At 42.4% G+C, this 11,659-nt stretch carries 13 protein-coding genes and 1 other annotated feature; all 13 genes read left to right on the top strand.

All coding sequences use genetic code 11. The annotated features are described in order from the left end of the window. Positions 1 to 790: alpha/beta hydrolase family protein (locus ACFQZR_RS12345; RefSeq protein ID WP_379346193.1), on the top strand; the 790-nt coding region annotated here is incomplete at its 5' end. A gap of 189 nt (positions 791 to 979) precedes the next feature. Beyond that, the gene (locus ACFQZR_RS12350) at positions 980 to 1,147 is read left to right on the top strand and encodes a hypothetical protein (RefSeq protein ID WP_379346195.1); all 168 of its coding nucleotides are present in this window, start codon (positions 980 to 982) and stop codon (positions 1,145 to 1,147) included. Positions 1,148 to 1,406: 259 nt separating this feature from the next. Beyond that, positions 1,407 to 1,668, top strand: a binding site (T-box leader). 49 nt (positions 1,669 to 1,717) lie between these two features. Next, positions 1,718 to 2,527, top strand: a complete 810-nt coding sequence (locus ACFQZR_RS12355) for a class I SAM-dependent DNA methyltransferase (RefSeq protein WP_379346197.1) — start codon at positions 1,718 to 1,720, stop codon at positions 2,525 to 2,527. A gap of 154 nt (positions 2,528 to 2,681) precedes the next feature. Further along, on the top strand, positions 2,682 to 3,038 hold the full coding sequence (locus tag ACFQZR_RS12360; protein ID WP_379346199.1) for a hypothetical protein: 357 nt from the start codon (positions 2,682 to 2,684) through the stop codon (positions 3,036 to 3,038). Positions 3,039 to 3,178: 140 nt separating this feature from the next. Further along, positions 3,179 to 3,622, top strand: a complete 444-nt coding sequence (locus ACFQZR_RS12365; RefSeq protein ID WP_165921283.1) for a VOC family protein — start codon at positions 3,179 to 3,181, stop codon at positions 3,620 to 3,622. A gap of 251 nt (positions 3,623 to 3,873) precedes the next feature. Beyond that, positions 3,874 to 4,263 carry a hypothetical protein gene (locus tag ACFQZR_RS12370; RefSeq protein ID WP_379346202.1) on the top strand — a complete coding sequence of 130 codons (390 nt, stop codon included), beginning with the start codon at positions 3,874 to 3,876 and terminating at the stop codon, positions 4,261 to 4,263. A 207-nt stretch (positions 4,264 to 4,470) separates the two neighbouring features. After that, on the top strand, positions 4,471 to 5,346 hold the full coding sequence (locus tag ACFQZR_RS12375; RefSeq protein ID WP_379346204.1) for an aldose 1-epimerase family protein: 876 nt from the start codon (positions 4,471 to 4,473) through the stop codon (positions 5,344 to 5,346). A gap of 543 nt (positions 5,347 to 5,889) precedes the next feature. After that, positions 5,890 to 6,555, top strand: coding sequence for a DUF899 domain-containing protein (locus tag ACFQZR_RS12380; RefSeq protein ID WP_379346206.1), 666 nt, complete (start codon positions 5,890 to 5,892; stop codon positions 6,553 to 6,555). 397 nt (positions 6,556 to 6,952) lie between these two features. Next, positions 6,953 to 8,212: an aminopeptidase P family protein gene (locus ACFQZR_RS12385; RefSeq protein ID WP_379346208.1), complete on the top strand. Its 1,260-nt coding sequence runs from the start codon at positions 6,953 to 6,955 to the stop codon at positions 8,210 to 8,212. A gap of 416 nt (positions 8,213 to 8,628) precedes the next feature. After that, positions 8,629 to 9,384, top strand: coding sequence for a creatininase family protein (locus tag ACFQZR_RS12390; protein WP_379346210.1), 756 nt, complete (start codon positions 8,629 to 8,631; stop codon positions 9,382 to 9,384). A gap of 89 nt (positions 9,385 to 9,473) precedes the next feature. Then, positions 9,474 to 10,454: a phosphotransferase family protein gene (locus tag ACFQZR_RS12395; RefSeq protein WP_379346212.1), complete on the top strand. Its 981-nt coding sequence runs from the start codon at positions 9,474 to 9,476 to the stop codon at positions 10,452 to 10,454. A 231-nt stretch (positions 10,455 to 10,685) separates the two neighbouring features. Next, complete coding sequence (locus tag ACFQZR_RS12400) at positions 10,686 to 11,033, top strand: hypothetical protein (protein ID WP_379346214.1); 348 nt, start codon at positions 10,686 to 10,688, stop codon at positions 11,031 to 11,033. A gap of 207 nt (positions 11,034 to 11,240) precedes the next feature. Then, entirely contained in the window at positions 11,241 to 11,534 is a 294-nt protein-coding gene (locus ACFQZR_RS12405; protein ID WP_379346216.1) for a hypothetical protein, read from the top strand. Positions 11,535 to 11,659: the final 125 nt, after the last annotated feature.

The following is an 11,659-nucleotide window of genomic DNA, read 5'->3' on the forward strand; positions in this document are numbered from 1 at the left end:
ACGTGGAGGTTTTCGTCAAGAAAGTACCCAAATGTTTGAGGAGTTGGTGTCACATGGCTACATTGTGGCTTCCATCGACCATCCTTACTCCTCTAGCGGAGTAGTATTTCCTGATGGTCGTTTGATACCCCTCGACTCTCGCCTTCTTCCCGGGCCTCAGAGTGGTATACCAGCTGATCGCAAATTCTTTGACAACATTGTTATACCCTATCTCGCTAAGGACGTTATTTTTTCACTTGATCAACTCACAGCCTTAAACCAATCTGATCCGAGAGGAATCCTGACTGGACGATTGGATCTTAAGCACGTTGGTATGTTTGGACCTTCAATGGGTGGTCTTGTAGGTGCCGAAGCCAGTTACTTAGAACCTCGTTTGAGTGCCTTCATAGCAATGGATGTTCATATGCCTGCCAATGTGGTTCGTTCTGGTTTAAAGCAACCAACCATGTTTATCAGTCGTGAAGCTAAGTGGATGAAGATGGAAGGGTGGTCGAAAGTGGATATAGATAAAACTCAAATAACTATGAGATCGGTTTACAAGAAACTGCCGAAAGACGGTTACTTAGTTTTGATACCTGGCACTTTTCACGTAAACTTTTCCGATGCACCACTTTACTCACCACTGATGTCGTGGGCAGGCCTAACCGGACCAATCGATGGAGATCGGGCAAACAATATCATTAATTCTTACACATTGGCGTTCTTTGATAAGTACCTAAAGGATCTACCATCAAAACTGCTTGATGGACCACCAAAACAATATCCTGAAGTGCACTTTGAAAAACGGTGATCCTAGGTGGCACTAGGAAAATATAAGTCAATTATAATAAAGAATTGGGCAGGATAGTTATAAACATCCTAATAAGATATTGATGTGTGTAACCGTTTAAAGATTGATAGGTGGTTCTGTTTCATAAGTTGGAATAGTATATTTAATTTTAGGTATAACCTCCAATATGATGATTTGGGGTGATGACGAATGAATGCTGGTCTAGTTATGGCTGCATGTGTTTTAATTGGTGGTGCGATTGGATATTTTACTGGAAATTATGAAGTGTGGGGGGGACTCGGAGTCGCAGTAGGGTTATTAGGAATGGCTTACATTCAGATGAAGAAGAGATCGATGAAAAAAAATGACTCAATGTGATATCTCAACAACAAGTCCCTAAAAAGAAAGCGTAAAATATCCCTAACTACCTTCATTTAGACTCAGCACACACACATTACTTAATCCTTTCAGATTGAACTAACGAGACACGATAGTTGAATTGCATTAGGGGCTGCCGCATGGCAGCCTTTTTCTCACTAACGCTGCAAGTTAGCGTGGAGTATAATACTTTTAAGACATAACCATTGTATACCAGGCAGATTGATGATACACTATCCGAAATTCCAATATATTCCTGTTAAAGACACTGATGAGAGAGAGTAGTTGGACATTATCTTTTACAGAGAGCCCCTGTATGCTGAAAGGGGGTAAAGATGAGCCCAATGAAGATGGTCTCTGAGCTGCACTTTGAAACCGCTTTGGGAGTAGGATGTGACGGGCGCACCCGTTATAGTGCTAGGGTATATTCAATTATTTAAATTGTCGTACCTGAAAAAAGATCGATGCGTAAGCATTGGTGAACTTGGGTGGTAACACGGAGTCTAACTCTCGTCCCTTTATGGGGGACGGGAGTTTTTTATTCTCAATTTAATAAGGGAGGTTAGTGAAATGGAACGAAAAAACACCTTTAATGAAATCGCGAAAGAGTACGAAAAGTACAGACCACCATATCCTGAGCAACTTTTCAGAGATATTTTAGATTACACAGAATTAAAATCGAATGATGAAATACTTGAAATTGGCTGTGGTACTGGTCAAGCAACGAGAGGATTCGTGAATTTTGGATATTCCAATATAACTGCAATTGAGTTAGGCGAAAATTTGGCGGAACTTACTCGAGAGAAATTTAAGGATAGACCAAGCGTCAGAATTATTAATTCTCAGTTTGAGACTTGGAACCATGAAAGTGCAAAATATAATCTGGCGATTTCAGGTACAGCGTTTCATTTCATTCAGCCGCAAGAACTCGGATACAGAAAAGTCTTCGATTTGCTTGAGAACCAAGGATCAGTCGCATTTTTTTGGACTGTCCATGTACCATCATACAATGAGCCTTATAACGAGATTCGCGAACTTTATAGAAAGTATGCTCCCCAACTCGATGATTCTCAAAACCCTTCTTTGGAACAGATTATTGAGGACAGGTCAAAATTGACTTTAAAGGACGGATTGTTTACGGACCTCGAAGTTAAACACTATACTTGGGATCACCTCTTTACAGCCAGTGAGTATATTTCCTTGTTAAATACGAATTCCAGGCATAGATTAGTTACAGAAGACATTCGTAATGAATTATTTAGAGAAATTAGAGAAGTAATTGAAAGTCACGGAGGAAATCTTGTAAAACCACATGCAGTTGCTTCATTCCTGGCAAAAAAGAACCCTGTTGAGGGACATTACTCTAACGGGGAACGATAGCTTAATAAATAACTAAGATACGGCTGCCGACATGGATCGGCAGCCGTGTTACGCTAACGGGCAGGATTACGTGGTGACTGTCTTGAATAATTAAGTATTAAAAAACTAAATATTTTCAATAGGTGTAAGATTATGAAGAAAAAGAATAGGCTGGGTGAAATCTATGAAATTCATATTTGAAAACTTTTCTTGTGATGTGGATATATTTTATAAAGACCAAGATATTGTAGCAAGATTTTATGATTCATCAAAAGAACAAAATGAAGATGAAATTGTGAATCTTGTTATTGTAGATCCAGGCTATGGCTATCTTCATTTAAAGTTAAAAGGTGATGATTCAGCATTATTGAGCGGTTTTTTGGATGATAGAGTTTTTTTAACTGATAACATGGTTGAAGCCGCAATTAATTATATAGAAGGTCTATCACCGCATGCACAAAATAGATATATACCAAATCACGTTGCTCGCATCAAACAAACGAGCTATGTAGAATACAATGGTGAGTATTAAGATATTGATAGCCACACACAAATTGTGTTTCTGAGGAATGGGATTAAACTAACGGGCAGGATAGTTGAATGAAGTCGCGAAAAGTACATAGATGGAAAATTTATGAATCGATGATAGACTGAAAAGGAGAGTTGAAGAAAATGTTAAATAAAAAAACGAATGGTGCAGATGTGATTGGTTACTGCTGTATGAGATTTCCAGTCACAAATTTGAAAAAATCGGTGGATTTTTATTGCGATGCGTTGGGGTATGAATTGATTTCAGCAGACTATTCGTTTGGAGAGGCGCATATTGGATTGAAGAATGGAAACGGTCCAGGTATTTTTTTGATGGAAACCAAACCGGAAGACGTCACACAATTGAAGTTTGAATTTCCGCGTTCATTCTTTATCACAAGCAGCACGGGGCACGTGACGATGATTGAATTACTTACAAATGATTTGCTTGCTTTGCATGGACGGATTAAACAAGCAGGAGCCCACATCGATAAAAATCCAGAATTCACTAATGATTTCGGTTATTTTACCTTTTATGATCCAGATGGGCACTTTATTCGGGCGGTCGAAGAAAGAGGCGTGAGTTGAAACAAAGAATGAGTTTCGACACTCAAACTTGGATCATTCCCGCATGTTACCCATCAGATTGAGCTAACGGGACACGATAGTTGAATCATGATAAAGCGGCAGCCGGTCAAACGATCTGCTGCCTTTTTCATTGATGTAACGGGCAGGTTAATGCAGCAATACGATCTGATCGAGAATTTATGATACTTGGGCGATTGTCTAGGTCCAGTACATTACGCCCTCCATATGATAGTTTGAGGGAGTGATGTAATTTGGCGAAAACAACACCGCCGATAACCATTGGAGCGAATAGTATAGCAAAGATTGGGAATCGTTTTTTTCTAATTGTTGAGGTGGAGGCAAAAGCACCTGGAGTTGAAATTGATCCGGTATTCGGTGTTCGAACGACTGCAAAACAAGCAGCAAGTCTCATAAAAGCAGGTGTTATGCGTACGATATTTAAAAAAACTCCTCCAAAACCGAGTAGTACTAAGAAAGTAGAGTTAAAAGGCGTACTGTTCGCTAATGGTCGAATTTTTTCGGTATTTGACGTTGAAAACACGACTGATGTTTCTGTACTAGTAAGAATCAACCGTGAACAAGCAAATAAACTTATTCGCGGTGGTGCTCGCATCATCAAAGTTGTAAGGAAGCCATTTTAAAAATTAACGCTAAATATAGACTCCATAGAACTGGACCATTAATCAAGGTGGTTAGGCTATTATTGTTGATTAAGCTAATGGGACACGATAGCTCAATAAGCACGAAGAAACGGCAGCTGATGAATTGGCTGTCGTTTTCTCAACTCCCTCAAGAACTTTGATATAATATGGGTATCTGGACTATAAGTATGAAAGGGGAGTACAACAATGAATAAAATTTTGCGCAGCAGCTCGGCGGAAGCTGAGATTAATACCCTTGGGGCGGAATTGATCAGCTTCAGAAAGCTGGATCCGGAAGCTGAATACATCTGGAGCGGTGACGCCACGTATTGGACAGGCCGTTCTCCGGTACTGTTTCCCATTATTGGTGCAGCCCGGAACGGAGAGATTACGGTGGACGGCAAAGCCTATAAGATCGGCAATCACGGATTCGCCAGACGCAGCGAATTTACGCTGGTCCAAGAAAGCGACACCCACGCGGTTTACCGCCTCTCTTATGATGAGAAAACCCTGGCCAGTTATCCTTTTAAATTCAACCTATATATTACATATAAACTGAATGCAAGCACACTGGAACTTAGTTACCGGGTGGAAAATAGCGATGAACAGGATATCTTCTTCCAGCTCGGAACCCACCCGGCGTTCAATTGTCCGCTTGATGACAACGATAGCCTGAGCGATTACTATCTGGAGTTCGCTGAATCGGAAAACCTTGAAAGGTTGTTCTTGAATTCGGACGGCCTGCTGATCAGCGGCAAATCGGAGCCCGTTCTAAAACAAGAGACCATCCTGCCGTTATCCCATGAAATGTTCACCGAAGGCGCATTGATTTTCCGAAATGTGAGCTCTCGGCAGATTTCGCTTAGAAGCAAGCACTCCGCCAAAAGCGTAGTTGTCACCTATAAGGGTTTTCCCGACCTGGGCATTTGGCAGCCTTTGAACGCTCCCTTCATATGCATCGAGCCTTGGCAAGGAGTAGCGGATATGGACGTCTTCGAAGGTGAACTTCAAGCTAAAGAGGGAATAATCACCCTGGAGTCGGGGGCGAATTTCACAAGCTCCCTGACCATAGAAATCAACTGACCGAAGGGATCTGCAGGGTTCTCAACTGGTTAAGCTCGGCTCTGGGCAATTCGAGATAATTTTGGTTTAGGCTTTAAATTAATTCAAGCAAAAGACATTGAAGATATTAGACCGAATAAAGGAACTTGGAATACTTATGCTTATGTAAAAACTCATAACGAACTTGATGCTTTATATCTTGAACTTAAAACAAATGGGGCAATTATTGTCTCGGAACCAAAAGTAATCGAACAAGACTGGGGTTATTGGAAGGACTTCTCTGTTCGAGACTTGGATGGATACGTTATAGGTTTCGGTTCGGGAAATAAAAATAGCTGATCAGAACATATAAAAGGCTGCCGAAAACCGGCAGCCTTTGTTAAACTAATGGGACACGATAGCTCAATAAAAGACATTTGAAGGTAGCTGACTTCTTGAGATCGGCTGCCTTTTCTCAACTAACGGGCAGTTTAGCTTAATTAAATGCGCAATTCATAAGAAATTACAAATATTCAAATTGTTATAATATAAGAGATACTCAGAATAATTTCAGGGAGGAGCCAAATGACAACGAACCAAACAGCACTTCCACAAATCGTTTCAGAACAAGAGTGGCTGACTGCTCGAGAAAAACTGCTCGTCAAAGAGAAGGAACTCACTCGTGCATTGGATGCACTGGCCGCAGAACGTCGCAGGTTGCCGATGGTAAGGATCGTTAAAGATTACGTATTCGAGGGCCCGAACGGTACAGCGAATCTTATTGATCTTTTCGACGGACGACGGCAGCTCATCGTCTACCATTTTATGATGGCTCCGGGATCGGACCACCGTTGCCGAGGCTGCTCGTCATTCGTAGACAATATTGGCCATCTTGCTCATCTGTATGCTCGTGATACGACCTTTGTTCTAGTCTCCCCTGCACCATTATCACAGATCGAGCCCTACAAGAGCAGCATGAGTTGGACTGTACCCTGGTTCTCTTCGAATGGCGATAACTTTAACATGGATTGTGGTGCAGGTAGTGGATTCGGCCTGAGTGTCTTTCTTCGTGATGACGAACAAGTTTATCGTACCTATTACACTAAGGCTCGTGGTGTTGATAGGCTCAGAGCTGACTTCAATTTCCTTGACCTGACACCCTACGGGCGCCAGGAAGACTGGGAGGATTCACCTGAGGGTTGGCCGCAAACACCACCTTATACGTGGTGGCGGCTGCACGATGAATACTAATTGTGACCCGAGGAAGGAACAAATTTGATGAATTGCAGGATTTTCGGGCGATAGCTGTCATTACTTGTTCGGAAGCATTCCCTAACAGCAGGAGAAGGTAGTCAGCTGAGGCTGGCTGCCTTAACACATTAACGGGCTGTATTGAAATCGTCTCTCTGCACTTCAGCCTCGATTGTATCCGGGGACCAGACGATAGTGGACCGCACCTACGTCTCTGATTGCATCCCACACTTGCTCAGGTGAGGCATCGATTAGTATTTCTTTTCGAATCGTTGGCAAAAGATCACTCTTCTTGAGCGCATTATACTTTTGATACTAATCAGTAACAACCAGAATATGTTAATATATGATTATAGTTAGAATAGCATTAAGAATTGCAAAAGGGAGAGTGTAAGACATGAAACAAACCTTTTTTGTAAACAACCGTCAAAAGTTGGTCCAAGCTTTGGCTGATGATTCCATTGCCGTTTTGTTTGCTGGGGAAGCTTCCCATAAATCAGCGGATGCGAATTTTCCATTTAAGCCGAACCGCCATTATTATTACCTCACTGGATTGACGAAACCGAGCTCCATCCTGGTGATCACCAAGCGGGGCATTCAAGTCGAAGAGACGCTGTTTATTGAAAAAGTTGATCCGGTACTGGAGAAATGGTCCGGCAAGATGATGACCGCGGATGAAGCCAAAGCGATCACCGGCATCGGAAAGGTGCAAGATCGCGACACCTTCGAACGCTTCTTCCACGCTGCCGTGACGAACTATGATTACAAAAACGTGTACTTCGACCTTGAACGACGAGGGTTCCATGAGCTGCCAGGCCGGGTGGAGATGTTTGCACGCAAAACGCAGGAGCAATATCCGATGCTCGTGATTCAGAACCTGTACCGACAGATCGCCCACCTGCGCCTGTTCAAGACACAAGATGAGATAGTGAAGATAAAGCGCGCCATCGAAGTCACGAAGGAAGGTATCGAGCGCATGGTGTCTCAAATGCGTCCGGGAGTCAACGAGGCGGAGCTGGAAGCACACTTCACATACAACTTGCGCACGTCGGGTGCGAAACATTATGCCTTTGACCCGATTGTGGCGGGCGGTGCCCGTGCGACAGTACTTCACTACGAAGAAAACGACCGCGATGTCCAAGACGGCGAGCTGGTGCTGGTCGACATAGGTGCGGAGTTCGACCAATATAACGCCGACATCTCACGTACGTTTCCTGTCAACGGGACGTTTAGCGATCGTCAGAAAGCGATCTACAACCTCGTGCTGAAGGCTGAGCAGGAAGTCATCAGTGCGATCAAACCAGGCGTACCCTTCACTAAGCTGAACGAGATCACCAAGCAAGTGTTGGCCGAAGGGGGCAAGGAACTTGGTTTGATCGAGAACGATGAAGAGCTGAGTAACGTCTACTACCATGGGGTTAGCCATAGTCTTGGCCTTGACACGCACGACGTCGGCGACTACCGTGGTCTGGAGTTACAACCGGGTATGGTGTTAACCGTGGAGCCAGGCCTGTACATCTCCGAAGAAGGCATCGGCATCCGCATCGAGGATGACGTCCTCGTCACGGAAGACGGTTGCGAGGTGCTCTCAAAAGATATCTTGAAGACAGTCGACGAAATCGAGGCCTTCATGGCCAAAGCAAAAGCGACAAAATAAATTAGCAAATAAAGAGCCGGCAAAACTAAATCAGATCACTCTATAAAAGTTCAGCCTTACTTTCCGTACGTTTGTTCAGTTAATATAATGAATCTTGTACCTTATCAGGACAATTGGAAAGATAATCATCCATCAATAAAAGTAGCCGCGAAACAGGGCTTTATTAAAAAGTTTGATTACAAAATTATTGATATCTCAAAGTCATTGCAAATAGTCTATTGAGCTAACGGGACACTATAGCTAAATAAATAATTAAAACGCGGCTGCCGGCATAGATCGGCAGCCGCGTTGCGCTAACGGGCAGATTAGTTTAATACACAATCGAATAGGATAGTTTTGTTTAAAGTTGTTTTCTATCACCTCAAAGATGGTACAATTTGGTTTGTAGTAGAAATTGATTTTTTAGGGGTGTTCATATGCTTAGCTATAGAAACACGACAAGTGAAATCTCAAGTAGCGGAATGGATACAGCGATTATACCTGTTGGGGCAACGGAACAATTTGGACCATACTTGCCCATGCATTTAGATACTCTTATCGCTGAGTTATATGCAATCGCGTATGGAACAGAATTGAACGCATACGTATTACCTACCATACCCTTTAATACCTCTGAAGAGCATGCCAATTTCATGGGGACAGTTACCGTAAGCCCCAACATCTTAACAGCAATGTTAGAGGATATTATTTGTAACTTAACTAGACAAGGATTTAGAAAATTCTTGGTCTGCACAGGACATGGTGGGTCTTACTGGGAAGGTGCATTTGTTAAACATATTAATTACAAATACCCAGAAATTATAGTCATCACTGCAAATCATAATAGTCATGTTGCATGGGAAGAAGCAGTTAAGGCAGCAGGCTTAGAAGGGCTGAACGAAATGCACGGCGGTCTGTTGTCCGTTTGCACGGCAATGTGGCTTTGTCCAGAATTAGTAAAACCTCAGTCGATGGGTTCAGACATCCCTTCAGAGAACCGCCTTTATGCAGATTACCTAGGATGGGATAAGTTAACAAAAGATGGCTGTTGGGGGAAGTTCGAAGAAGGGGTCTACTCAAAAGAGGATTTAGCTGAGAAAGGTAAGACTTTTTGGAATGCCTTTATTCAAAAGAGAACTGAAGGCCTTAAACAAATCCTTGAAGATGGCTACCGTCGAAAAACTCAAGCATGATTCAGCTATTGAGGAAAGATAGTTCATTAACGCATATCGTTGTCAAACTAGTAAGGGTTAGAAATCGTGAATCGTGAAGGAGGCGACCTGTGGTGAAAGATTCGGCAAGATTGTTCGATTTTCAAGCTCTCAACGAAGGCATGGTAAAAAGGCTGTTCGCCGCTTTCGACCCCAAGGCAGGCATTACCCAAGTGTCGCCCTTGACGAAAGGCATGAGCACCAGCAATTATGCCTTACAGACAGACAGTGGTAGCAAGTATGTATTAAGGATTTATCCCGCTAACAACGACCATAGCCGGACTGAAGTGACGGCTTACCAGTATGCGAAAGCAAGGATTCGTACCCCTGAAATTTTCTTCTTCGATGACAGCAAACAGATTGTCCCCTTTTCTTACTTAATCATGGCGTTTATTGAAGGCTCAACGCTAGGGGATTTTATTGCAGGGAACGAGGGATGTCCCGACCATGTTGTGCATCGAATCGGCAGTGCGCTTGCCTTGCTGCATCAAACGGAATATCCGCATATGGCGCTGTTAGACAATCATTTGCAGATCGCGGAACATCTTGAATCCTTCGAGAGCCAATATTACTCGCTGCTAAATGGCCATGCAGGGACCCACATTCAACCTTCAACGAAAGTGAAGTGTTTGCAATTCCTAACGAATAACGCCGCATTGGTAGAGAAGATTGCGGACAAGCATGTGTTCTCGCATGGCGATTTCATTTTCTCCAATATTATGATTACGCCTTCATTGGAGCCTTGTTTCATCGATTATGAGTACTGTTTTGCTGCTCCTGTCTTTTATGACATCGGCAAATTTTTCAGGACAAGGACGCAAGTTGAGTGCTATATCGACGCAGACACCGTTGCCGCCTTCCAGGAAGGCTACAACCGAAAGGCGAGAGAACCTTTGCCCGTGGAGTGGTACGCGCTTTCCAAGGTTGCAGATATATCCACCATGCTCCACCTCATCAACAAACCGCAAATTCCTGACGGATGGGGAGCGGCCATAGATTCCGAGATAGAGAAAAATTTGGAACTGATACTGGCCGGGAAAGCCGGCAACTAATAGTGCCGTTATCGTATAAATGAAATGGAATCTCGGATAAGTAAGACAAACATGAATCATTGAGCTAACGGGACACTATAGCTCAATAAATAAACTAGAACACGGCTGCCGGCATGAATCGGCAGCCGTGTTGCGCTAACGGGCAATTTAGCGGAACAAATCGAACTTTATTTCGTCTAATATAATGGAAAAAGATACAATCAAACTAATAATCGTGATAGCTCAGGAGGTGTGTTTCTGAAGATTAAACTAATGTTACTGTGTTTCGTATTTATACTGACGCTTGTAGGTTGCAGTAAAGGAACAACAGAGCCAAAGTCATTAGATGAAATGAAAATGCGAGAGATCGCTTGGAATTCATTGAAGGACGCTGAGAAAAAAACAGTTATTGGTGACTGGAAACAAGCAATGGTCACCTTAGCTAAGTGGAATGATATTGGGATGAAAAAATCCATAGATAAACCTGAAAGCATAGCTCGGGTCGTATTTAAGACTACTTTAGACCCCCAATTAGGCTCTATCGGTATTTATATCGACACATATGCAAATAGAATTATTGGCTATGACATTAGGATGTAAGTATAATCAGCATTAGACTGACATTCATTTACACTCTGGCTAATTCAACTATCATGAAAGAACGGGTCAACTTTCATGCTCTGTGGTGCATTGCAGAGGGTGCATGGATGGCTAACGGGGAACAAACGGTCTTTTTTTATAAGCAACAATCATTATGGTATACTCGTCTAAATAAATGAATGTAAGTTAAAATTTAGGAGGTATGATATGAAGAAGAAAACGATGATTATATCAACTGTAGCGATGGTGATGGTTTTATGTGGGACTATATATTTCATTCAATCCTCTAGTAAATTAAGTACAAATATGGCTAAAGGAACTGAAACTAAACTAGACGAATCACAGCTCATCTCAAAAGATGAATATATAGAAATGAGTAAAATTATTATCGATTACAATCAAGGCTTGGTTCCTGAGTCTGAACTTGCGAAGGCTGAAAAACTTCTTAAAAAGGATCCAGAGCTAAAAGCTAAAAATCCCGTTCCTTACAAGCAAAAATAAAAATCGGAAACGATTGTTGAGATGACAGCCATCGTACGGCTGCAGCTCACGTTAAATTTATCAATACAAAAAGTCGGCTATCACATACGGTAGCCGACTTTTTGGACACAAAAACAAAAAAAAAA

Origin of the sequence: Paenibacillus sp. GCM10027629, assembly GCF_042676425.1 — a bacterium.
GTDB lineage: Bacteria > Bacillota > Bacilli > Paenibacillales > Paenibacillaceae > Paenibacillus_K > Paenibacillus_K terrigena.

What these genes read in the sequence shown, in the direction of transcription:
- ACFQZR_RS12350 (WP_379346195.1), top strand. Translation starts at nt 980, where the DNA reads ATGAATGCTGGTCTAGTTATGGCTGCATGTGTTTTAATTGGTGGTGCG.
- ACFQZR_RS12355 (WP_379346197.1), top strand. Translation starts at nt 1,718, where the DNA reads ATGGAACGAAAAAACACCTTTAATGAAATCGCGAAAGAGTACGAAAAG.
- ACFQZR_RS12365 (WP_165921283.1), top strand. Translation starts at nt 3,179, where the DNA reads ATGTTAAATAAAAAAACGAATGGTGCAGATGTGATTGGTTACTGCTGT.
- ACFQZR_RS12375 (WP_379346204.1), top strand. Translation starts at nt 4,471, where the DNA reads ATGAATAAAATTTTGCGCAGCAGCTCGGCGGAAGCTGAGATTAATACC.
- ACFQZR_RS12380 (WP_379346206.1), top strand. Translation starts at nt 5,890, where the DNA reads ATGACAACGAACCAAACAGCACTTCCACAAATCGTTTCAGAACAAGAG.
- ACFQZR_RS12385 (WP_379346208.1), top strand. Translation starts at nt 6,953, where the DNA reads ATGAAACAAACCTTTTTTGTAAACAACCGTCAAAAGTTGGTCCAAGCT.
- ACFQZR_RS12390 (WP_379346210.1), top strand. Translation starts at nt 8,629, where the DNA reads ATGCTTAGCTATAGAAACACGACAAGTGAAATCTCAAGTAGCGGAATG.
- ACFQZR_RS12405 (WP_379346216.1), top strand. Translation starts at nt 11,241, where the DNA reads ATGAAGAAGAAAACGATGATTATATCAACTGTAGCGATGGTGATGGTT.